Source organism: Streptomyces sp. NPDC002734 (assembly GCF_040295685.1).
In the GTDB taxonomy this organism is placed as follows: domain Bacteria; phylum Actinomycetota; class Actinomycetes; order Streptomycetales; family Streptomycetaceae; genus Streptomyces.
The window spans coordinates 1-21431 of record NZ_JBEOVU010000005.1; the positions used below are offsets into that span (position 1 = coordinate 1).

A 21431-nucleotide genomic window follows, 5' to 3' on the forward strand; every position below is an offset into this window, starting at 1 on the left:
CCGAACCCGGAAGCTAAGCCTCACAGCGCCGATGGTACTGCAGGGGGGACCCTGTGGGAGAGTAGGACGCCGCCGAACAAATATTGGGAAAGCCCTCGCACCTTGTGCGGGGGCTTTCCGCATTTCCGGGGCATTTATTTCACTGTCGGGCCGCGACGCCGGTGCCTAGGGTCGTCGCATGGACGACACACGACGACCCGCTGTACGGGTCATCCGCGCCGGCGAATGGCGTGAGCACAAGGCGCTGAGGCTGGCTGCCCTGCGGGATCCGGTGGCGCACCTGGCGTACGCGGAGACCTACGAGGCGGCCGCCGCCCAGCCCGATGCGTTCTATCAGGCGCGGACAGCCGGCGCGGCCGAAGGAGGCACCGCGGTACGGCAGTTCGTCGCCGAGGTGCCGGGACAGCGCGGGGTCTGGGCGGGATCGGCCACGGTGCTGATGGAGGAGGCGGGGGAGAAGGACTTCCTGGGCCGTCCGATCGCGTGCCGGCAGGGCCAGGTCGTCGGTGTGTTCGTACGGCCGGAGTACCGCGGTTCGGGGGTCGTGGAGGAGCTGTTCGAGGCGGCCGTGGCCTGGGCGTACGAGCGCGGGGCCGAGCGGGTGCGGCTCTACGTGCACGAGCGCAACGAGCGGGCGATCCGTGCGTACCGGCGGCTCGGGTTCGAGCCCAGCGGGGTGCGGGTGCCGAAGGGCCCCGACGACGTGGAGCTGGAGTTCGTCCTGGCGAAGGCGAAAGCGGCAGGGTGACCCCGCACATGCCGGTACGGGAAGACCGAAGGGCCCTGGCCCGCCCCATGGACATCATGGGGCGGGCCAGGGCCCTTTGTCGTACCCGTGCGACGGTTACTCGCTGATCGGAACGCTTCGCTTCGTGGGGGCGGCGTCGGTGTGGTTGTCGCTGCCGTTCCGCTGGGTGAGGTTCTTCAGGAGGGACGGGAGGTCCACGCCGGTGGTGGAGCTCAGGAGCTCCAGGCCCTGGGCGACGTTGTCGGTGACGGTGCGGGAGAGCTGGGAGGCGCCGTCGGTGGAGATGACGGTCATCTTGTCGATGGCGCTCAGCGGCTCGGCGGCCTTCTCGACGACCTGGGGAAGGATCTCCACCAGCATCTGCAGGATGGCCGCGTCACCGTACTGGCGGTAGGCGTCGGCCTTCCTCTCCATGGCGTCGGCCTCCGCGGCGCCCTTGACGCCGATCGCGGCGGCTTCGGCCTCACCCTCGAGGCGGACGGCCTCGGCGAGCGCGCTACGGCGCTGCTTCTCGCCCTCACCGGTGAGCCGGGCCCGCTCGGCCTCGGCCTGGGCGGCGGCGATGCCGGCCAGGCGCTCGGCCTCGGCCTGCTTCACGCGGGCGACGCGCTTGGCCTCGGCCTCCTGCTCTGCGGCGTACCGCTTGGCGTCGGCGGGCTTGCGGACCTCGGTGTCGAGCTGGCGGTCGGTCAGGGCGGCCTGGCGTTCGGCGACCTTCTCCTGCTCCTGGAGGATCTCCTGCTGGCGGGCCGCCTCGGCGAGCGGGCCGGAGGCTGCGGCGCGGGCCTTGGCCTCGTCGGTCTCGGCCTGGATCTCCGCCTGCTTCAGGGCGTAGGTCCGCTGGGCGATCGCGATCTCCTCCTCGGCCTTGAGGCGGGCCTGCTCGGCGGCGCGGCGGGCGATCGCCTCGGCGATGTCAGCCTCCTGCTTGGCGCGGGCGGCCTCGGGACGGCCGAGGTCCTGAAGGTAGGAGCCCTCGGTGGTGATGTCCTGGATCTGGAAGGCGTCGATGATCAGACCCTGGCCGGAGAGGCTGGCCTCGGCCTCCTCGGCGACCTGGCCGGCGAAGACGGCGCGGTCACGGATGATGTCCTCCACCGACATGCGGCCGACGATGGCGCGCAGGGCGCCGGAGAGGACCTCCTGGGTGAAGCTGACGATGTCGTCCTGCTGCCCGAGGAAACGCTGCGCGGCGGCGCGGATGGCGTCCTCGGTGCCGCCGACCTTGACGATGGCGACGCCGTCCAGGTTCGCCTTGACGCCGCGCAGGGTGACCGCGCCGCGGACGTGCACGGGGATCTGCCGGGACGACAGGTCGAGGCTGAAGCGCTGCTGGACGAACGGGACGACGAATACGCCACCGCCGACCACGACCTTCTGGCCGCTGTTGTCGGTGAACACGGCCCCGGTCTCGGGGTCGGTGGACTTCTTGCCGCGGCGGCCGGTGACGATGAAGGCCTCGTTGGGGCCGGCCACCTTGTAACGGCTGGCCACGATCAGGCCCAGAAGGAACAGGAGTACGACCACTCCGACGGACGCGATGACGACAGGGCTTGGCATGGCTTCCCCCCAGGGAACGGAATGACGCTGTTGTGAAGTCGTTGGTCGTTGAGATCGGGGGTCTCGGCGGGCCCGGTGGCGCCGGATCGGTCAGCGTTCGACCGGGCGTACCGAGACGGAGGTGCTGGAGAGCGACCGGTCGACCCAGACCTCGGTGCCGCGGGGCAGCGGGGTGTCGGCGCGGGCGGCGAGCTTGACGGGCTGTCCGGCGAGGCGCACCAGGACCTCGCCGTAGCCGTCCGCCGATATGGCGGTGACGACGGTTCCGGCGACGCCCACGACGTCCCCCTCACGCGGGGCGGCGCCGGAGCCGTCGTTCATGAGTGCCCGGGCGGCGCGGTAGGCGCCCCAGGCGGTGAGCAGTGCGGCGGGGAGGGCGAGGGCGGTCGCGGCGACCGGGCCGAGACCGGTGGTGCCGGTGACGATCGCTCCGGCGAAGCCGAGCATCGAGACGAAGCCGGCGACCACGGGCAGCGAGATGAGTCCGTCGAAGAAGCCGTTGAGTGCCTCGACGCCGCTGAAGAGGCCTTCGAGGAGGCCGTCGAAGACGAGCGCGACGGTCAGGACGAGAAGTCCCGCGAATCCGAGGCCCAGGAACCAGACCATGTCGCCCACCCCTCACCGATGTTGCGCCTCTGCCCCCGGAGACGGTGGGCAGGGGCTCACGGTTGCACCCCGTGAGAGGGAAAGCCATGGGTTTTGAGCGAGAACTGAGGGTTGGGCCTGGGGTTCACAGGTTCGAGTGCGGCCAGCGGGCGCGCAGTTGCTCCCGGGAGCGGAGCAGCGCCAGGGTCGGGAGGCCGAGGGCGGGGCCCGCGGACAGGAGGTCGGGGAGCCCGGGGACCGGGGCCACGGCGGCGACGTCGTCGAGGACCAGGGTGATTGGTGGGTCGAGGCGGCCGGAGGATGACCGTTCGGCCATGCGCCGGCCGCGCTCGACCACGCTGGAGGCGAGGGCCGTCAGGAGCGGCATGGCTCCCGGGTCGGTCCTCGGGTCCTCGACGGATTCGCCGATCACATAGAGCGTGCCCGCTTCGTGGACGAAGGAATCCAGGACCAGGGAATCGTTCCGGTTCGGGGTGCAGGCCTCACGGATGTGGACGGCGCCGAGGCAGGCGAGGGCACGGGCCGTCAGCTGGGAAGCCATGTCGCGGCGTTCGGGGTGCGAGGTGAGCGCGGACTCGAGCTCGCCGGCCGTGCCGGAGACGGCGGACGGGTGGGTACGCAGGGCGCGGACGGCGTCCTGGACCTGGTTGCCCTGGGCCCAGCGGTGGAGGTGCCGCAGGGTGCGGCCGTCGACGGCGGCGGCGTGCAGGTAGCAGCGCAGCAGCGTCTCGGCGGTGTCGGCGACGGCGGCGTCCAGGCGGGCCGCGGGGCGGACGGGGGCCAGCAGGGCGGTGGCGCGGGCGGCCGCGGTGTCCTTGTCCTGGCAGCCGGCCAGCGGCGACCAGTGGAGGCGGGCCGGGGTGTCGCAGAGGCGGGAGGCGTCGTGGACCAGGACGGGGCCGAGCTTGGCCCGGGCGTCCTTGGTGGCCTCCCAGAGGGCCGGGTCGGACGTGACGACCACGACGGGTCCCTCGGCCGCCAGCACGGTCTCCACGGCCAGCGGGAGGCGCTCCTGGGGCGGCGCGTAGACCAGCGGGCCGACGAGGGCCGGGACGGCCGGGGGCAGGGGGGCGACCGCCGTCTGCTGCGGTACCGGGCCGGCGGCGGGGTGTGTCCCCGGTGCGTCGGCCGTGCCCGCGGCGGGGTGCGCCCCGGGCCCGCCGGCCGTGCCGTACGTGGGGGCGGCACCGGTGCCGGTGGCCGCGCCGGGCACGGCGGATCCCTGTGCCGGGTGGGGGACGTGCTGGGCGGGGGCCGACGCGTCCGCGGCCGGGCCGGGCTCGGTGTGCCCGGGCAGGTGGCCGGATGCGTGGGGCGGCTGCGTCGCCGGACCGCCCGCGGCCTGCGCCGTCCCGCCCGCGGCCTGTGCCGGACCGCCCGCGGCCTGCGCCGTCCCGCCCGGCACGGCGGTGGCGGGGAGGCGGGGGTCGGGCTTCGCCGTGGGCTCGGCGGTGGCGCGGTCCTGCTGTCCGGGGAGCGGCAGACCGGCCCGCCGGGCGGCGCGGACCGCCTTCCAGCGGGCCACGGTGCCCAGGACGAAGACGGTGAGGACGATCAGCGCCATCAGCTCGCCGATGAACAGCCCCCAGAAGAGCCCGTAGCCGGAGAGCGCCTGCGGCGCCGCGTCCGGCCACGCGCCCGCGAGGTCGTGCGGGGCGGCGACCAGGTGCCGTATGGCGAGCGGGGCGCGGGTGAAGGCCACTGCCGTGGGCCAGGAGCCGCGGGCGAACAGGGCGGCCAGGCCGGTCGCCGTCCACACCAGCACGTTGAGGCCGAGCAGGAAGGCGAGCAGGCCGACCAGCAGCCCGTCCGGGATCCCGCCCTGGCCCGCGGACGGGGCGCGCTTGTCCTCGGGCGGCACGGTCAGGCCACCGACGACTTCGACTCGGGGTACTGGTGGTGCATAAAGGCGGTCGCCCTCTCCTCCGCTTCCAGTTCCGCCGCGCGCAGGGCCTCGGACAGCTCCTCCTCGGCCATGGCGCTGGCCGACTCGGTCATGGCGCGGTCGGTGAAGACCAGCGGGCGTTCGCTCTCGGTCACCAGGTGCTTGACCACCTGGACGTTGCCGTTGACGTCCCACACCGCGATGCCGGGCGTCAGCGTCGGGATGATCTCCACCGCCCAGCGGGGCAGGCCCAGCACGCGGCCGGTGGCGCGGGCCTCGTCGGCCTTCTGGGCGTAGATGGTGCGGGTGGAGGCCATCTTCAGGATCGCCGCGGCCTCCTTGGCCGCCGCGCCGTCGACCACGTCGGACAGGTGGTGGACCACGGCGACGAAGGACAGGCCGAGGCGGCGGCCGAACTTGAGCAGGCGCTGGAAGAGCTGGGCCACGAACGGGCTGTTGATGATGTGCCAGGCCTCTTCGACGAGGAAGATGCGCTTCTTGCGGTCCGGCCGGATCCAGGTGTGCTCCAGCCACACGCCGACGATCGCCATCAGGATCGGCATGGCGATCGAGTTGCGGTCGATGTGCGAGAGGTCGAAGACGATCAGCGGCGCGTCCAGGTCGATGCCGACCGTGGTGGGGCCGTCGAACATGCCGCGCAGGTCGCCGTCGACCAGCCGGTCGAGGACGAGGGCCACGTCCAGGCCCCAGGCGCGGACGTCCTCGAGGGCGACGTTCATCGCCTCCGCGGACTCCGGCTTGGGGTGGCGCAGCTGCTCGACAATGTCGGTGAGGACCGGCTGGCGGTCCACGATGGTCGCGTTGACGTAGGCGTGCGCCACCTTGAGGGCGAAGCCGGCGCGCTCGTCGAGGCCGTGGCCCATGGCCACCTCGATGATGGTGCGCAGCAGCGCCAGCTGGCCGGTGGAGGTGATCGCCGGGTCCAGCGGGTTGAGGCGGATGCCGTGGTCGAGGGCGGCGGTGGGGTCCAGGCGGATGGGGGTTATGCCGAGTTCCTGGGCGACCAGGTTCCACTCGCCGACGCCGTCCTCGCCCTGGGCGTCCAGGACGACGACCTGGCGGTCGCGGAAGCGGAGCTGGCGCAGGACGTAGGTCTTCTCCAGCGCGGACTTGCCGTTGCCGGACTCGCCGAGGACCAGCCAGTGCGGGGCGGGCAGCTGCTGGCCGTACAGCTGGAACGGGTCGTAGATGTAGCCCTTGCCGGAGTAGACCTCGCGGCCGATGATCACACCGGAGTCGCCGAGTCCGGGTGCGGCGGTCGGCAGGTAGACGGCCTGCGCCTGGCCGGTGGAGGTGCGCACCGGCAGCCGGGTCGACTCGACCTTCCCGAACAGGAAGGACGTGAAGGCTTCCGTGAGGACGGTCAGCGGGTCCCTCATCAGAGCATCAGCCCCTACCTTCGGATTCCGGTCGCGAACGGGAGCGTGTTGACGAAGGCGCGGTGGTGCTCGCGGTCGCACCACTCGAGCTTGAGGTAGGACTTGCCGGCCGACGCGCGGATGGTCCGCTTGTCCCGGGCGAGCGCCTCGGGGTTGCGGGAGGAGACGGTGATGTAGCCGACCAGGTTGACGCCCGCGGCGCCGCTCGCCAGGTCCTCGCCGCGCTGGTCGAGGCGGGAGTTGGCCGCCATGTCGCGCGGGTCGACGGTGCGGTTCATCTTGGCGGCGCGGCTGGCCTCGGCGTCGTCGTTGGTCTTCTCGGTCAGCATCCGCTCGATGGCGACCTCGGTGGGCTCCAGGTCCATGGTGACGGCGACCGTGCGGATGACGTCGGGGGTGTGGACCAGGAGCGGGGCGAGGAAGTTGACGCCGACCGGGGTCATCGGCCACTCCTTGACCCAGGCGGTGGCGTGGCACCAGGGGTCGCGGGTGGACGACTCGCGGGTCTTGGCCTGGAGGTAGTTCGGCTCCCGGGCGTCCAGTTCGGCCGGCCAGGCGTTGCGCTTCGACATGGCCTGGATGTGGTCGATGGGGTGGTCCGGGTCGTACATGGAGTGGATCAGCGACGACAGGCGGGCCTGGCCGAGCGGCTGGCGGACCCGGATGTCGGCCTCCTGGAGGCGCGAGCAGATGTCGGTGAGCTCCCTGGCCATCACGACGGCGAGCCCGGCGTCCTTGTCCAGCCTGCGGCCGCCGCCGCGGCGGGCGGCGCGGGCCATGGCGTGTGCCTCGGCGGCCAGTTCGCGGCTGTGCTGCATGCAGGCGACCAGGTAGGCGCGGTGCTGCTCGCTGCTGGTGGAGACCATGGACTGGAGCTGGTCGTAGGAGCGGCGCAGCCACATCGGCGAGCGTTCGTCGCCGCGCAGCGCGACGTCCTTGGCGTGCGCGTCGGGGTCGGCGGGCAGGGTGCGGGCGAGCATCTGGATGCGGGTGACGAAGCCGTCCCCGTTGGCGACGTGCTTCAGCAGGGTGCCGAAGCGGTCGACCAGTGCCTCCTGGTCCTCGCTGTCGCGCAGGCCGACGCCGGGGCCCTCGATCTCGATGGCGGCGGTGACGGTGCGCCGGTCGGCGTGCAGCAGGACGGCGATCTCGTCGGGCCCGAAGGGGGCGGACAGCCAGGTGATGCGGCCGATGCCGGGCGGCGGGCCGACCTCGACCTGGCGGCCGTCGAGCCGGGTGCCGGCCTCCATGGCGTCCGAGCGGTAGACGGCGTTGGGGCCGCGGACCGTCCGCTTGTAGCTGCGGTTGATCTCGAACCACTTGTAGAAGGTGCGGCCCTTGTACGGCACGTACACCGCGGCGATCGACAGCATGGGGAAGCCGGTCAGCAGGACGATCCGCGCGGAGAGCACGGGGACCAGCAGGCCGCACATCATGCCGAGGAACGCGCCGACGACGATCAGGGCGATCTCGCCGGTCTCCCGGTTGCGGCCGATGATCGCGTTCGGGCGGGCGCGGCCGATCAGATACGTACGGCGGGGCGTGACCGGGTGGGACACCTGCGGGTGGGTCGTCAACGCCCTTCACCTCCTGTGCGGTGGGTGCGGCTGTCAGAGGCGTGAGGGCTGCCCGCCGGGGCCGCGGGGCTCGCCGGGCGGGGAGCGGGGGTGGCCGGGCCGCCGCGGGCGCCGTGGGCGGCGACGCCGCCGGAGACCGGGTTGGCGGGGCGCGGGGTGCTCGCGCCGCCGCCTCCGCCGCTGTCGGCGCGGGTGGAGTGCGTCTTGATGCCCTGGGCGACCAGGGTGGCCGGGGAGCTGATGACCGCGGCGGCCTTGCTCTCGGCGCCCTGCATCAGGCGGTTGTTGCGGCCGTTGGCGATCTCGTCGCCGAAGCCGGGGACGAAGCGGTAGATCATCGCGCTGGCGAAGATGGCCAGCAGGATGATGGCCAGGCCGGAGACGATCGCGGCCAGCTCGTCGGGGCCGTCGTCGCCGGCCAGCGCGCCCGCCAGCCCGAGGACGATCACGATGACCGGCTTCACCAGGATGACGGCGATCATGATCCCGGCCCAGCGGCGGACGTGCCCCCACAGGTTCTTGTCGACCAGGCCCGAGTAGACGACGACGCCGAGCAGCGCGCCGACGTACAGCAGCACGGCGCGCAGGTAGAGCTCCAGGTAGAGGACGCCGGCGGCGACGATGGAGATCAGCGACACCAGGATCAGCATGATCGGGCCGCCGCCCATGTCGTCGCCCTTCTTCAACGCCTCGGAGAAGGTGCCGAAGAAGGCGGTCGTGTCGTCCCCGGTGGCGCCCGCGAGGACGTCGGTGACGCCGTCGGTGGCGGACACGACGGTGTACAGGATCAGCGGGGTGAACGCGCTGGCGAGCACGGTCAGCCAGAGGAAGCCGACGGCCTCGCCGAGCGCGGTGGACAGCGGGACGCCGCGGACGGCGCGCTTGGCCACGGCGAGCAGCCACAGGACCAGGGTCAGGACGGTCGAGGCGGCGAAGACGACGGCGTACTGCTTGATGAACTGCGGGTTGGTGAAGTCGACGGTGGCCGTCTCCTCGACCAGCTCGCTCAGCTTGGTGACGGTCCAGGCGGCGGCGTCGGCGAAGCCTTTGGCCAGGTTGGCGAGGGGGTCCAGGGCGGTGGTGGGGTCGCCGGGGATGCTGTTCGCGTCCACGCCGCCGCCACCGCCGCCGCTCCCGCCGCGTTCGCAGTAGTTCTTGGCGGGGCCGACGATCAGGTCGCAGTTGTCCTCCGCCGGTGGTGACGGCGCGGCCACGGCACGGGCCACCGCCAGGTGGAGAGCTGCCGTGACACCCGTGAGCGTGAGGAAGCGACGCGTGCTACCGGGCATAGGTGAAGCCTCCGAATTCCTCCACGGCCTTGGAGATGTCCTCGGCGGTGGCGACCTTGTTATCGGAGTTGACCGGAGCCGGCCCGTCCTTCTGGTCGAAGCTCTCGACCTTCCAGTCACCGTCCACCCAACGCAGGCCGAGAGTCATGGTGAACCAATCGTTGGTCACCGGGTTGACCGAGGAATCACCGGCTGTACCGAACACGCCGGTGCACCACACCTCGACGGTGGCTGTGGCTTCCTGGTACTCGGTCACCTTGGTCCCCACAGGGACGGTGCGCGAGACGTAGGTCTGCCCGGCAGCGTTGTTCCCGTTCTCGTCCAGGCCCACCTGGCGCAGGAACTCGGCGTTGTACGCCTTGTCGAACTTCGCGGCGAGCGTCTCCTGTTTCTCGGCCACGAACAACCGCTGGACGATCTTGCCGCGCTCGGCGGGCCTGAGGATCTCCGGCGAAACTAGGGCCACCGCGTAGTTCGCCGCCGCGCTCTGCGCGCCCTGCTCGTCGTGGGCGAAGCCGGAGGCGACGGGGCGCTCGCCCGTGGGGGCGGTGGGGGCGGCGGCGGAGGACTTGTCGGCGGCGGGGGTGTCGTCGCCGTCACGGTTCGCGAAGGCGATCGCGGCGATGAGCAGGACGATCACGCCCACGCCCGTCACCAGGCCCCGCGAGGGCCGGCCGCCGCCCGTTCCGCGCCCCCCGCGCGGCGGCACGCCACTGCGTTCGGGCATGCGCGTGCGCGTCTGACCGTCGCCGTAGTCGTCCCCGAGACTCATGCGCCGTTCGCCCCTTCGGTCTCGCCGTACGGGAGTTCGTCGTACCGGAACGTGCCAAGGTACGACGGTAGCCCTCCTGGACCACGCGCGGGCGCGGTGTGGTGACTGGACATCAGGGTGACGCATCCTCAGCCGGTGGGACAGCGGACATGTAGGGGTCGCGGAAGCATCCGGGGGCGCTCCGGCCGGGACTGGACGGGGTGCCGTGCGCGGGGTGGTCCGGGCCCGGCTAGACGGCCATGCCGTACACGATCGTGAACAGCGTGCCGAGCGAGCCGATGATGAAGACGCCGGTGAGGCCGGCGATGATGAGGCCCTTGCCCTGTTCCGCGCTGAAGGTGTCGCGCAGCGCGGTGGCGCCGATGCGCTGCTTGGCGGCGCCCCAGATGGCGATGCCGAGGCAGAGCAGGATCGCGATGGCCATGACCACTTCGATCATCACCTTGGCTTCGTTGCCCAGGGTGCCGAAGGGGCCCCAGTCCGGAGCGATCCCGCCGATGATGGTGGTGATGTCTCCCTCGTCAGCTGCAAGAAGCATGTAACTCACCGCCCCTGTTGGGTGATTCAGCGTCCCCTCCGCGGGTTGCGGAGGACAGGCCTCATTGTCGCCGACGATGACGAGCTGTCATGTCGACTTGACGTCTTTGTATGGCTGGATTTGTGCGGCTGTCGTGGTGCCGGGGTGGGCGGGCAGGGCCCGTGCCGCCCCGATCTGACCCGCAGTAGTCGTCAGTAGTCGTATTATCACTCTGTGTATCACGGCGGGTCGCTACGGGCAACGATCCGGCCCGGACCGGTCGCCGTGGATCCCGGCCGCGGGCAGGGCGCGGTTCCGGACACCTCGGTGGCGTGGGGGCGTTCGGGCGGTGGCAGGGGAGCGCGGGCGGGGCGCGTGACGTCGCGTCCGGCGGGACGGCCGTCCCCTCCGCATTCCGCGGCGGTCTGTGGCACTGTCTTTGCCGTGGACGCGTTGAAGGTGAACGACCCGACGGTGCTTGGCCGTTACGTCCTCCAGGCGCGGCTGGGGGCGGGCGGCATGGGTCAGGTGTACCTGGGGAGGTCCCCGGGAGGACGCCTGGTCGCGCTGAAGGTCATCCGGGACGGGATCACCGAGCACCCCGAGGCGCTCCCGCGCTTCCGGCGCGAGGTCGACACCGCCCGCGCGGTGCGCAGCGCCTACACGGCCAACCTGATCGACGCCTCCCTGGACGAGGCCCCGTACTGGCTGGCGACCGAGTACGTCGAGGGACCGACCCTCGCCGCGGCGGTGGCCGCGCGCGGGCCGTTGCCCGGGCGGACCTGCCGGGGCCTGTTCGCCGCGCTCGCCGAGGGGCTGGCGGCGGTGCACGCCTGCGGGGTGACCCACCGGGACCTCAAGCCGCAGAACGTGATCCTGTCCCGGCGGGGGCCGCAGCTCATCGACTTCGGCATCGCTCGCGGGGTGGAGCAGACCGCGGTCACCGAGACCGGGGCGTCCGGCCCCGGGACCCCGGGCTTCACCGCCCCGGAGGTGCTGCTGCACAACGAGGTGGGCCCGGCCGCCGACGTGTTCGCCCTGGGCGCCACGGTCGCCTTCGCGGCCACCGGGCGTCCGCCCTTCGGGTCCGGGTCCGCGGCGGGGGTGGCCTTCCGCGCGGTGTACGAGGAGATCGACGTCGAGGGCGTCGAGGAGGACCTCGCGCGGCTGGTGCGGGAATGCGTGGCCAAGGACCCGGCGGCGCGGCCGGCCCTGGAGCGGGTGATCGAGCGGTGCGCGGTGGCCGGCGCGCTGGTGGGCGACGCCCACTACGCGGCCCTCACCGCCGACACCGGGCCGGTCCCCGGGGCCCTCGCCGGTGCGGACCCGACGGCGACGCCGCCCATGCCGGTCTCCGCGCCGCCCGCCGCCCCGTACGACCTGCCCACGGCCGACGGCTACACGCCCACGCAGTTGACCCGGCCCGGTGGGGAACCGCGAAGGCGGCGCGCCTGGACGGTGGCGGGCGCGGTCGCCCTGGCGGCGGCGGTGACAGGGGGCGTGCTGCTGGCCCTGCCGGACGGCGGGGAGGACGGCGACGACCGCAAGGAGCGGGCGGCGGGCACCGCCGAACCCACTCGGGGAGCCTCCGCCTCCCCGGCGAAGGGGAACGACGAGGGCCCGCAGCCGCCGCGGTACATCGAGCAGACCGCGCCCAACGTGGTGTTCTGGGAGGCGGATCCCGGTGATTGGTCCGGTGGGGAGTGCAACCTCACGACCGAGGAGGTCTCCCAGTCCTTCCAGTGGTCCGTACCGCGGAGCCAGGAGGAGATCTCCACCGGGAAGATCGACATCGCCATGCGGCTGGACGGGAAGCGGCCGCCGGAGGGGAGATATCACGTGTCCGCCGTGGTGAAGCCTCCGCACGACGTGCCGGCCAAGGAGGCCGCGGAGTCCGGGCTGGGGCTGATGGAGAACCGCTCGCTCGGGTTCGCGAGCAAGCCGGTGGATCTGTCCGGCCCGGGCGCGACGGAGTGGGTGAAGTTCACCTACCCCGACGACTTCGCCCTCCATGTGTACGGGAAGAAACGGGGAACCGCCCTGCCGCTGCGTGACGACCCCGGACAGTGGACAGTCATGTTCATGCACGTCGAGGCGCCGAAGAAGTACGCCAGTGTCGCTTGCGACGGCTTCACCGTTCCGGAGTAGGCGGGGGACGGCCGTGCGGAGGAGAAGGGCCGGCCAGGCGCCGGCGGGGTCACCGTGTGGGGGAGGGCTGTGGTCGTGCGAAAGGCGTGGCTGACCGGAGGGGCGGTCCTCGGGGCCGTCATGTGCTTCGTGCTGGTGCTGGTCGTCGGCGTGTACGTCGTCGCCGGCAACCTGGTGCGCGGCGCGGCGCAGGGCGCGGTGGACGTCGCCGAGGGGTCCGTCCCGGCGGCGTACACGGAGCTGGTGCGTACCTGGGGGAATCTCTGTCCGGAAATCAACCCCGCCCTGCTGGCCGCCCAGCTGTACCAGGAGAGCGGCTGGGACGCGGACGTGGTGAGCCACGCCGACGCGCGCGGGATCGCGCAGTTCATCCCGAGCACTTGGGCCACCCACGGCATCGACGGCGACCGGGACGGGGACCGGGACATCTGGGACCCGAAGGACGCCATCCCGTCGGCGGCCTCCTACGACTGCGAACTGGCCAAGTACGTCGAGGACGTGCCGGGTGACCGGACGGACAACATGCTGGCGGCGTACAACGCGGGGGCGTACCGGGTGATCCGGTCGGGCGGTGTGCCGGCCATCACGGAGACGCAGAACTACGTGAAGCGGATCCGGGCCCTGGAGAAGTCGTTCGCCCGGCCGAAGACGCGGCTGGAGCCGAGCCGGCAGGCGGCCTCGGCCATCATGTACGCGCAGGACAAGCTGGGTACGCCCTACCTGTGGGGCGGCAATGGCACCGCCGACCAGGGCGGCCGGTTCGACTGCTCCGGGCTGACGAAGGCGGCCTACGCGAGCGTGGGGATCGACCTGCCGCGGGTGGCGAACGATCAGTACAACGCCGGGCCGCATCCGTCGCGGGATGAACTTCTTCCGGGCGATCTCGTATTCTTTTCGGACGACCCCACTGATTCTCGGGCAATCGATCACGTAGGCATCTATGTTGGCGGCGGGTACATGATCGACGCGCCGTACACCGGTGCCGTGATCCGTTTCGACCCGGTGGACACTCCCAAGTACTTCGGTGCGACCCGGGTGACCGCAGCCGGCGCCGCGGCGCTCCCGCGCGCCGCGTGAGGCCGATGTGCGACGCGGAGGGATCGTGTGCGCACAGCGGTGGGACGTGTGCGTGACGTGAAGCTCTGCCCTGAGCTGCACGGACGGGTTGCTCTTGGGTAACGTCTCGGTGATCTTCCGCCGGGAAATGGAACCCTTGAGCGAGGTTCATGCGTTCCTTTGATGTACGGGACCGCAGGGGCCCGTACGTCGCACCACGGGGGTGGAGAAGCGGCGCGGACGCGCGAAGGAAGCGCGGGCGCGCCGGCGGCATGAACGACACGCGCCGGAAGGCACAGATGAAGGGGCCGACTGCACGATGGCTGGACTCGCCGAATCCGGGTCGAATCCCGATGTCGGCCTGCTCTTCGAGATAAACGGCCTGGCCGAGGCGGCCCCGACCTGGTTCGACCGGATCATGGAGTACGTCGGGGAGTACGGGCTGCCGCTGGTCATCGTGGCGCTGGGCCTGTGGTGCCTGGTCCGCGTCCGGCGGCTCGGGCGGGACGGCCTCGCCGACCGGGAGTCGGTCGTCGCCTCGGTGGCCGCGATCGTCTGGATGCCGGTGGCCGCGCTGCTGGCCGTGATCGTGAACATACCCATACGCGGTTTCGTGGAGAGACCGCGGCCCTTCATGACGCACCGCGGGCTCGAGGTGCTGGTCGAGGGCAAGGACGACTTCTCGTTCGTCAGCGACCACGCCACGCTGGCCATGGCCATGGCGGTCGCGCTGTTCCTCGCGCACCGGAAGTTCGGCGTGCTGGCGATCCTGCTGGCGGTGCTGGCAGGCCTGTCCCGCGTGTACATGGGCGTCCACTACCCGACGGACGTGGCGGGCGGCTTCGCGCTGGGCACCGCGGTGGCGCTGCTGCTGTCGCCGGTGGCCATGGCGGTGCTGACGCCGCTGGTCGGCTGGCTCGGCGGGGTGCCGGGCATCGGCCGGCTGCTGCTGGGCGACGTGGCGCGCGAGGACCACGACGGTGGCGCCGCGCGGACGGACGGCCGGGCGGCCGGGGACCGTCCCGCCGGGCCGGGCGGGGCGCGCGACCTGGCCGCCTGAGCGCCCGACCCCGCCGCCCGCGCGGGCGGCAACGAACGACGGGGCCCGTACCTCTTGGAGGTACGGGCCCCGCCCATGTGGGGAAACCGGGGCCGCTGTGCGTGACGGGGGGTGCTACCCGTCGTTAACCGGAACGGCAAGGGCCCGTGGGCGGACGAACCGGCATGGGGGTGCAGGCGATGGAACGGTGGCGGCGGATGCGGCGTGCCGGTGTGGACGCTGCCGTGGCGGCCGCGGCGGCCGCGGCCATGACCGGCGTCGTCGGCTGCTCCGGCGGGGCCGCCGCGGACGACCGGAGGTCCGGCGGCGCGGACGGGGCGCGGGAGCCCAGGGAACTGGTGCGGCAGGCGGCGGGCCGGCTGGCGGCGGCCGGGAGCTCGCGGGCCAGCACCTCGATGGCGATGGCCACCGGCGGCACCCGGATCGTCATCCGGGGCGAGGGTGTCTACGACTACCGCAAGCGGCGCGGCGAGCTGTGGGTGACGCTGCCCGAGGAGCCCGCCGGGCGGGCGGCGCGGCGGCCGATCACCGAGCTGCTGACCCCCGACGCGGTGTACCTGAAGAACCGCGGCGAGGGCGTCCCGGAGGACAAGTGGGTGCGGGTGGACGCCGGGGACTCCGCCGACGGCAACCTGGTGACCGGCGGGGCGACGGACCCGCTGGCGGCGGCGGAGCTGCTGCGGGGCGCGCGGCGCGCCGAGTACCGGGGGACGATGGACTTCGCGGGCACCCAGGTGCGGCGCTACGAGGGCGTGGCGCACCTCGGGGACGCCGCCGCGCTCGCCCGGTCGGGATGGCGGGAAGGACTGCGGGCGGCGGCGAAAGGGTTCGCCAGTGCCGAGGTCCCGTTCGACGTCTACCTGGACGGCCAGGGCCGGATCCGCAAGGTCAGGCAGGAGTTCAGCTTCCTCAACGAGGCGCGGCGCACGGTGGTGGTGACGTCCACGACGACGCTGTACGACTTCGGGGCCCCGGTGGACGTCCGGCTGCCTGCCGCCGGCGACATCTTCGACGGACGGATCGCCACACGCTGACGGCCCCGCGCGGCCCCCGGGCGTGGGGGCGGCACGAGGCCGTCGGCGGGGCCGGCGAAGGAGCCGGCCGGGCAGCGGGGGCCGCGTCAGAGCAGCGCGACCAGGTGGACGAGTCCGTAGCAGGCGGCGGCCACCAGGGCGGCGGCCGGCATGGTGATGAACCAGCCCAGCACGATGTTCTTGGCCACGCCCCAGCGCACCGCGTTGACGCGCTTGGTGGCACCGACACCCATGATCGCGGAGGTGATCACGTGGGTCGTCGAGATGGGCGCCTTGAAGATGAACGCGGTGACGAACATGATCGACGCGCCGGTGGTCTCGGCGGCGAAGCCCTGCGGCGGGTCCAGCTCGATGATCTTGCGGCCCAGGGTGCGCATGATGCGCCAGCCGCCCGCGTAGGTGCCCAGCGAGAGCATCAGGGCGCACACGATCTTGACCCAGACCGGGATCGCGTCGCCGTACTCCTCGACGTCGGCGATGACCAGGGCCATCACCACGATGCCCATGGTCTTCTGGGCGTCCTGGAGACCGTGGCCCAGCGCCATGCCCGCCGCCGATACGGTCTGGGCGATGCGGAAGCCGCGCTTGGCCTTGTGCGGGTTGGACCGGCGGAAGATCCACATGATGGCCGTCATCACCAGGTAGCCGGCCACCAGGCCGACCACGGGGGAGATGAACATCGGCAGGACGATCTTCATCAGGACGCCGTCCCAGAAGACGGTGATCCCGCCGGCCAGGGCCGCGCCGACCATGCCGCCGAAGAGGGCGTGCGAGGAGGACGAGGGCAGGCCGAAGTACCAGGTGACGAGGTTCCAGGCGATCGCGCCGACCAGCGCCGCGAACAGGATGCCCATGCCCTTGGAGCCCTCGGGCGTCTCGATCAGTCCTTCGCTGACGGTCTTGGCGACGCCGGAGCCGAGGAAGGCGCCGAGGAGGTTCATCACGGCCGCCATCGCCAGTGCCGCCCGCGGCGTCAGCGCCCGGGTGGAGACCGAGGTGGCGATCGCGTTCGCGGAGTCGTGGAAGCCGTTGGTATAGGTGAAGAAGAGCGCGACGCCGACGGTCACGATCAGGGCAAAGGTGTCCATGTCGGAGCTCAGGACTCCTTGACCGAAATCGTCTCCACCGTGTTGGCGACGTGTTCGAAGGCGTCGGCCGCCTCCTCGAGGACGTCCACGATCTGCTTCAGCTTGAGCACCTCCATGGCGTCGTACTTGCCGTTGAAGAGCTGGGCCAGCAGCTTGCGGTGGATCTGGTCCGCCTGGTTCTCGAGGCGGTTGACCTCGATCCAGTACTCGGTGAGGTTGGACATGGTGCGCAGGTTGGGCATGGCCTCGGCGGTCAGTTCGGCCGCCCGCGCCAGCACCTCGATCTGCTGCTCGACTCCCTTGGGGAGTTCCTCGACGTTGTAGAGGACGACCAGGTCGACGGCCTCCTCCATGAAGTCCATGATGTCGTCGAGCGAGCCCGCGAGGGCGTAGATGTCCTCGCGGTCGAACGGCGTGATGAAGGACGAGTTCAGCTGGTGGAAGATCGCGTGGGTGGCGTCGTCACCGGCGTGTTCCGCGGCCCGCATCCGCTCGGCGATCTCGGCCCGTGCGGACGGCTCCGCGCCGAGCAGTTCCAGCAGGAGCTTGGAGCCGGTGACGATGTTGTCCGCGGATGCGGAGAACATGTCGTAGAAGCTCGTCTCCCTCGGGGTCAGACGAAAGCGCACGTGGGGTCCTCGGAGGCTGTCGAATCGGTCAGGGTGATGCTAGGCCCATCGGGGGGCCGCTGCTAATGGAGCGTGCTGGCCGGGATCCAGTGTCGCCCATCCGCTCCGGGGCGGCCGTACCCCCATCTACCCACCGAACGCGAGTACCATATACCCGCCAGGGGTATGCATCTCGCGCCGGCCGCCAGGGCCCGGACGTGACGAATGCGACATGTGAGGCGAGGAGGGCTGCCGGAGATGGCGACGATGCCGGAGATCGGGTCGGCCGGGGAGGCGCCCGCCGCCGAGGAGCACGGGCAGCACCACGGCTACCACGCCCGCAAGGCCGACCACCTCAAGCGGCTGCGGCGGATCGAGGGACAGATCCGCGGCCTGCAGAGGATGGTCGAGGAGGACGTCTACTGCATCGACATACTCACGCAGGTGTCCGCCTCCACCAAGGGCCTGCAGTCTTTCGCGCTGCAACTGCTGGAGGAGCACCTGCGGCACTGCGTCGCCGACGCGGCGGTCAGGGGCGGCGACGAGATCGACGCCAAGGTCGAGGAGGCCACCAAGGCCATCGCCCGCATGCTGCGCACCTGAGCCGCCCGCCCGCGGCGGGTCGGCGTGACCCGCGACGCTCGTCGGGCGGCGTGAGCCGCGGCGGTCAGCGTGAGCCGCGGCGGTCCTCGCCGACGCGAAGGATCTCGTCGATGCTCGCCTGGCTGAGACGGTCCACGTTCGCCGAGGAGGCGGCGATCATCAGGTCGCCGCAGAGCTCTATCTCGGCGAGAGCGATCTGGTCCTGGACCTGTCCCGGAGCGCCGAGCGGGGCCACGCCGATCACCCCTCCTTCTGCCGGAAGCCGTACGGGCTTCCCAGGGTAGGGAGACGGAGGCGCTTCGCGCATGGCACGGACGGGCTAGTCCCAAGGGCCCACGACGGCTCCCGCGCATGGTGGGTGCGGAGGATGTGAAGGGGCCCGCGCCGGTCGGGCGCGGGCCCCTGGGCCTCGCGGTGGCACCGCCATGCAGCACCGCGAGGAGCTGGTGAGGACGGCCCGGTCAGCCGAAGCGGCCGGAGATGTAGTCCTCGGTGTCCTTGACCGACGGGTTGGAGAAGATCCGCTCGGTGTCGTCGATCTCGATCAGCCGGCCCGGCTGCCCGATCGCGGCCAGGTTGAAGAAGGCGGTGCGGTCCGAGACGCGGGCCGCCTGCTGCATGTTGTGGGTCACGATGACGATCGTGTACTGCTCCTTGAGCTCCCCGATCAGGTCCTCGATGGCGAGGGTGGAGATCGGGTCGAGCGCCGAGCAGGGCTCGTCCATCAGCAGCACCTTGGGCTGCACGGCGATGGCCCGGGCGATGCACAGGCGCTGCTGCTGGCCGCCGGAGAGGCCGGAGCCGGGCTTGTTGAGGCGGTCCTTGACCTCGTTCCAGAGGTTGGCGCCGCGCAGCGACTGCTCGACGATGTCGGCGAGCGTGGACTTCTTGTGGTCGCCGTTCAGGCGCAGCCCGGCCGCCACGTTGTCGAAGATCGACATGGTGGGGAACGGGTTGGGCCGCTGGAAGACCATGCCGACCTCCCGGCGCACCGACACCGGGTCGATGCCGGGGCCGTACAGGTCCTCGTCGCCCAGCATCACCTTGCCCTCGACGCGGCCGCCGGGGACGACCTCGTGCATCCGGTTCAGGGTGCGCAGGAACGTGGACTTGCCGCAGCCGGAGGGGCCGATGAAGGCGGTCACCGAGCGGGGCTCGACGGTCATCGAGATGTCCTCGATGGCCTTGTGGGCGCCGTAGAAGGCGGAGAGCCCGCCGACGTCGATTCGCTTGGCCATTTCAGTCACTTCCAGAAGTTCAGCGGGGCGTCTTCCAGCGGGCGATGCCGCGGGCCACCAGGTTGAGGACCATCACGAAGGCGATCAGCGTCAGCGCCGCCGCCCAGGCCCGGTCGTAGGCCGCCGTCGAGCCGGCGCTGTTGACGTACTGCTGGTAGATGTACAGCGGCAGCGACGCCTGGGCGCCCTCGAAGGGGTTGGCGTTGATGAAGGGGTTGCCGAAGACCAGCAGCAGGACCGGGGCGCTCTCGCCGGCGATCCGGGCGATCGCGAGCATCACACCGGTGGTGATGCCGCCGATCGCGGTGGGCAGGACGACCTTCAGGATGGTCCGCCACCTGGGCACGCCCAGGGCGAGGGAAGCCTCGCGCAGCTCGTTGGGGACGAGCTTGAGCATCTCCTCGGTGGAGCGGACGACGACCGGCATCATCAGGATGGCCAGCGCCAGCGAGCCGGCGAAGCCGAAGGGCTGGAGGTCGAACATGAGCATCAGGCTCAGGATGAACAGGCCGGCCACGATGGACGGGATGCCGGTCATCACGTCGACGAAGAAGGTGACGGCCTTCGCCAGCGCGCCGCGGCCGTACTCGACCAGGTAGATCGCGGTGAGCACGCCGACCGGCGCGGCGATCAGGGTGGCCAGGCCCACCTGCTGCGCGGTGCCCAGGATGGCGTGGTAGATGCCGCCGCCGGGCTCGGCGTCGGCGACGGTGCCCATGGAGTGGGTGAGGAAGTACCCGTCGAGGACCTTCACGCCGCGCGCCACGGTCTCCCAGACCAGGGAGAGCAGCGGGACGACGGCCAGCAGGAAGGCCACCCAGACGAGGCTGGTGGCGACGCGGTCCTTGGCCTGCCGGCGCCCTTCGACCTTGGCGGACAGCGCGTAGGTGCCCAGCACGAACAGGACGGCGGCCATCAGGCCCCACTGGACGCGGCTGTCCAGGCCGGCCGCCAGGCCGACGGCGACCGCGACGGCGACCGCGGTGACGGCGACGGCCCACGGGGCCCACTTCGGGAGCCGCGCGCCCTGCAGGGAGACGGGCTTGAGGACGGTTGCGGTGCTCATGCGTTGGCCCCCGAGTACTCCTTGCGGCGGGCGATGATCATGCGCGCGGCGCCGTTGACCACCAGGGTGATCACGAACAGGACGAGACCCGAGGCGATCAGGGCGTCGCGGCCCTGCTCGTTGGCCTCACCGAACTTGCTGGCGATGTTCTGCGCGAAGGTGCCGCCGCCCGGGTCCAGGAGGCTGGCCTGGATGTCGAAGCTGGGGGACAGCACGGTCGCCACGGCCATGGTCTCGCCGAGCGCCCGGCCCAGGCCCAGCATCGACGCCGAGATCACGCCGGAGCGGCCGAAGGGGAGGACCGAGATGCGGACGACCTCCCAGCGGGTGGCGCCGAGGGCGAGGGCCGCCTCCTCGTGCGCCTTCGGGACCTGGCGGAAGACCTCGCGGCTCACGTTGGTGATGACCGGCAGGATCATGATCGCCAGCAGGATGCCGACGGTGAGCATGGAGCGCGGGGCGCCGCCCTGCCAGGCGAGGATCCCGGTCCAGCCCAGGTACGTGTCGAGCCAGCTGAACAGGCCGTTCAGGTGAGGGACCAGGACCAGCGCGCCCCACAGGCCGTAGACGATCGACGGCACGGCCGCGAGCAGGTCCACCACGTAGGCGATGGGGCCGCTCAGCTTCCGCGGGGCGTAGTGGGTGAGGAAGAGGGCGATGGCCACCGCGACCGGGACCGCGATGAGCATGGCGATCACCGACGACACGACGGTGCCGAAGGCGAGCACGGCGATGCCGAAGACCGGCTCGGTGCTGTTGGGGTCCCACTCGAAGGTGGTGAGGAAGTTGCCCTGGTCCCTGCTGATGGCGAGGGCGGCGCGGTAGCTCAGGAACACCGCGATCGCGGCCATCACGGCCAGCAGCAGGATGCCCGAGCCGCGGGAGAGGCCGAGGAAGACGCGGTCGCCGCGGCGGGTCGCGGTGCGGGGCGCGGGCTTCGCGGGGGCGGCGGGGCTTGGGGCGGGCGGGGGCTCGTCGTGCGGCGTGCGGTCCGGCCCGGTGGCGTCCGGGGTGCCGGGCGTGGCCCCTGTCGCGGGGCGGGCGTCGGCGCCGGTCGTCGGTGACGTCGGTGAAGGCTGTGAATTCTGCGTGGATATGTCCATCGGGATCTCCGGTCTGCGGAGGCCGGTGCCGGACCGCCCCGGTCGGGGCTGGGGCGGTCCGGACGGCTCCTGG

General features: G+C 71.7%; 20 protein-coding genes and 1 rRNA gene. 7 read left to right on the plus strand and 14 right to left on the minus strand.

What is annotated here, in order from left to right:
* Both rrf and ABT026_RS06370 read left to right on the plus strand, forming a co-directional pair.
* Window positions 1-78 (plus strand): 5S ribosomal RNA (gene rrf / locus ABT026_RS06365); the annotation flags it as partial.
* Between the two features lie 100 nt (window positions 79-178).
* A complete protein-coding gene (locus ABT026_RS06370; protein WP_351112799.1) occupies window positions 179-748 on the plus strand; it encodes a GNAT family N-acetyltransferase in 570 nt (189 codons plus the stop codon).
* Window positions 749-844: 96 nt separating this feature from the next.
* On the opposite strand, the gene ABT026_RS06375 is transcribed toward ABT026_RS06370, so the two are convergent.
* The 8 genes from ABT026_RS06375 to ABT026_RS06410 form a co-directional block, all read right to left on the minus strand.
* The gene (locus tag ABT026_RS06375) at window positions 845-2308 is read right to left on the minus strand and encodes a flotillin family protein (protein WP_351112801.1); all 1464 of its coding nucleotides are present in this window, start codon (window positions 2306-2308) and stop codon (window positions 845-847) included.
* A 90-nt stretch (window positions 2309-2398) separates the two neighbouring features.
* Window positions 2399-2914 (minus strand): NfeD C-terminal domain-containing protein, encoded by a 516-nt coding sequence (locus ABT026_RS06380; RefSeq protein WP_351112803.1) that lies wholly within the window; start codon window positions 2912-2914, stop codon window positions 2399-2401.
* A 124-nt stretch (window positions 2915-3038) separates the two neighbouring features.
* A complete protein-coding gene (locus ABT026_RS06385) occupies window positions 3039-4775 on the minus strand; it encodes a type IV secretory system conjugative DNA transfer family protein (RefSeq protein WP_351112805.1) in 1737 nt (578 codons plus the stop codon).
* A gap of 2 nt (window positions 4776-4777) precedes the next feature.
* Window positions 4778-6199: an ATP-binding protein gene (locus ABT026_RS06390; protein WP_351112807.1), complete on the minus strand. Its 1422-nt coding sequence runs from the start codon at window positions 6197-6199 to the stop codon at window positions 4778-4780.
* A 14-nt stretch (window positions 6200-6213) separates the two neighbouring features.
* Window positions 6214-7758 (minus strand): SCO6880 family protein, encoded by a 1545-nt coding sequence (locus ABT026_RS06395; protein ID WP_448315684.1) that lies wholly within the window; start codon window positions 7756-7758, stop codon window positions 6214-6216.
* A 14-nt stretch (window positions 7759-7772) separates the two neighbouring features.
* Window positions 7773-9065, minus strand: coding sequence for a hypothetical protein (locus tag ABT026_RS06400; protein WP_351112811.1), 1293 nt, complete (start codon window positions 9063-9065; stop codon window positions 7773-7775).
* Window positions 9055-9837, minus strand: coding sequence for a DUF8175 domain-containg protein (locus ABT026_RS06405; protein ID WP_351112813.1), 783 nt, complete (start codon window positions 9835-9837; stop codon window positions 9055-9057). Before ABT026_RS06405 ends, ABT026_RS06400 begins: the two co-directional genes overlap by 11 nt.
* A 229-nt stretch (window positions 9838-10066) precedes the next feature.
* Window positions 10067-10375, minus strand: a complete 309-nt coding sequence (locus tag ABT026_RS06410; protein ID WP_351112815.1) for a DUF8827 family protein — start codon at window positions 10373-10375, stop codon at window positions 10067-10069.
* A gap of 423 nt (window positions 10376-10798) precedes the next feature.
* On the opposite strand from ABT026_RS06410, the gene ABT026_RS06415 reads away from it, so the two are divergent.
* From ABT026_RS06415 to ABT026_RS06430, 4 genes are all read left to right on the plus strand, one after another.
* Window positions 10799-12502: a serine/threonine-protein kinase gene (locus ABT026_RS06415; RefSeq protein ID WP_351112817.1), complete on the plus strand. Its 1704-nt coding sequence runs from the start codon at window positions 10799-10801 to the stop codon at window positions 12500-12502.
* A 75-nt stretch (window positions 12503-12577) separates the two neighbouring features.
* Window positions 12578-13579 carry a C40 family peptidase gene (locus tag ABT026_RS06420; protein ID WP_351112819.1) on the plus strand — a complete coding sequence of 334 codons (1002 nt, stop codon included), beginning with the start codon at window positions 12578-12580 and terminating at the stop codon, window positions 13577-13579.
* A 298-nt stretch (window positions 13580-13877) separates the two neighbouring features.
* Entirely contained in the window at window positions 13878-14618 is a 741-nt protein-coding gene (locus ABT026_RS06425) for a phosphatase PAP2 family protein (protein ID WP_351112821.1), read from the plus strand.
* Between the two features lie 179 nt (window positions 14619-14797).
* Window positions 14798-15652, plus strand: a complete 855-nt coding sequence (locus ABT026_RS06430) for an SCO4651 family lipoprotein (protein ID WP_502967917.1) — start codon at window positions 14798-14800, stop codon at window positions 15650-15652.
* Window positions 15653-15738: 86 nt separating this feature from the next.
* Here ABT026_RS06430 and ABT026_RS06435 read toward each other — a convergent pair whose 3' ends face one another.
* Window positions 15739-16740, minus strand: a complete 1002-nt coding sequence (locus ABT026_RS06435; protein ID WP_351112825.1) for an inorganic phosphate transporter — start codon at window positions 16738-16740, stop codon at window positions 15739-15741.
* Window positions 16741-16748: 8 nt separating this feature from the next.
* On the minus strand, window positions 16749-17369 hold the full coding sequence (locus tag ABT026_RS06440) for a DUF47 domain-containing protein (RefSeq protein WP_351112827.1): 621 nt from the start codon (window positions 17367-17369) through the stop codon (window positions 16749-16751).
* Window positions 17370-17615: 246 nt separating this feature from the next.
* On the opposite strand from ABT026_RS06440, the gene ABT026_RS06445 reads away from it, so the two are divergent.
* Window positions 17616-17951, plus strand: a complete 336-nt coding sequence (locus tag ABT026_RS06445; RefSeq protein ID WP_351113122.1) for a metal-sensitive transcriptional regulator — start codon at window positions 17616-17618, stop codon at window positions 17949-17951.
* A 64-nt stretch (window positions 17952-18015) separates the two neighbouring features.
* Here the strand turns inward: ABT026_RS06445 and ABT026_RS06450 are convergent, their stop codons facing one another.
* The 4 genes from ABT026_RS06450 to pstC form a co-directional block, all read right to left on the minus strand.
* A complete protein-coding gene (locus ABT026_RS06450) occupies window positions 18016-18186 on the minus strand; it encodes a hypothetical protein (RefSeq protein ID WP_351112829.1) in 171 nt (56 codons plus the stop codon).
* A gap of 226 nt (window positions 18187-18412) precedes the next feature.
* Entirely contained in the window at window positions 18413-19189 is a 777-nt protein-coding gene (pstB, locus tag ABT026_RS06455; protein ID WP_351112831.1) for a phosphate ABC transporter ATP-binding protein PstB, read from the minus strand.
* Window positions 19190-19208: 19 nt separating this feature from the next.
* Window positions 19209-20255 carry a phosphate ABC transporter permease PstA gene (gene pstA / locus ABT026_RS06460; protein WP_351112833.1) on the minus strand — a complete coding sequence of 349 codons (1047 nt, stop codon included), beginning with the start codon at window positions 20253-20255 and terminating at the stop codon, window positions 19209-19211.
* Window positions 20252-21358: a phosphate ABC transporter permease subunit PstC gene (pstC, locus tag ABT026_RS06465; RefSeq protein WP_351112836.1), complete on the minus strand. Its 1107-nt coding sequence runs from the start codon at window positions 21356-21358 to the stop codon at window positions 20252-20254. The genes pstA and pstC overlap by 4 nt, the downstream gene beginning before the upstream one ends.
* Between the last annotated feature and the right edge of the window lie 73 nt (window positions 21359-21431).

Bases quoted from the DNA above. Each gene is read 5' to 3' on its own strand.
- ABT026_RS06425 (WP_351112821.1), top strand. From the start codon at position 13,878: ATGGCTGGACTCGCCGAATCCGGGTCGAATCCCGATGTCGGCCTGCTC.
- ABT026_RS06370 (WP_351112799.1), top strand. From the start codon at position 179: ATGGACGACACACGACGACCCGCTGTACGGGTCATCCGCGCCGGCGAA.
- ABT026_RS06430 (WP_502967917.1), top strand. From the start codon at position 14,798: ATGGAACGGTGGCGGCGGATGCGGCGTGCCGGTGTGGACGCTGCCGTG.
- ABT026_RS06380 (WP_351112803.1), bottom strand. From the start codon at position 2,914: ATGGTCTGGTTCCTGGGCCTCGGATTCGCGGGACTTCTCGTCCTGACC.
- ABT026_RS06445 (WP_351113122.1), top strand. From the start codon at position 17,616: ATGCCGGAGATCGGGTCGGCCGGGGAGGCGCCCGCCGCCGAGGAGCAC.
- pstA (WP_351112833.1), bottom strand. From the start codon at position 20,255: ATGAGCACCGCAACCGTCCTCAAGCCCGTCTCCCTGCAGGGCGCGCGG.
- ABT026_RS06410 (WP_351112815.1), bottom strand. From the start codon at position 10,375: ATGCTTCTTGCAGCTGACGAGGGAGACATCACCACCATCATCGGCGGG.
- pstB (WP_351112831.1), bottom strand. From the start codon at position 19,189: ATGGCCAAGCGAATCGACGTCGGCGGGCTCTCCGCCTTCTACGGCGCC.
- pstC (WP_351112836.1), bottom strand. From the start codon at position 21,358: ATGGACATATCCACGCAGAATTCACAGCCTTCACCGACGTCACCGACG.
- ABT026_RS06400 (WP_351112811.1), bottom strand. From the start codon at position 9,065: ATGCCCGGTAGCACGCGTCGCTTCCTCACGCTCACGGGTGTCACGGCA.
- ABT026_RS06405 (WP_351112813.1), bottom strand. From the start codon at position 9,837: ATGAGTCTCGGGGACGACTACGGCGACGGTCAGACGCGCACGCGCATG.
- ABT026_RS06375 (WP_351112801.1), bottom strand. From the start codon at position 2,308: ATGCCAAGCCCTGTCGTCATCGCGTCCGTCGGAGTGGTCGTACTCCTG.
- ABT026_RS06390 (WP_351112807.1), bottom strand. From the start codon at position 6,199: ATGAGGGACCCGCTGACCGTCCTCACGGAAGCCTTCACGTCCTTCCTG.
- ABT026_RS06435 (WP_351112825.1), bottom strand. From the start codon at position 16,740: ATGGACACCTTTGCCCTGATCGTGACCGTCGGCGTCGCGCTCTTCTTC.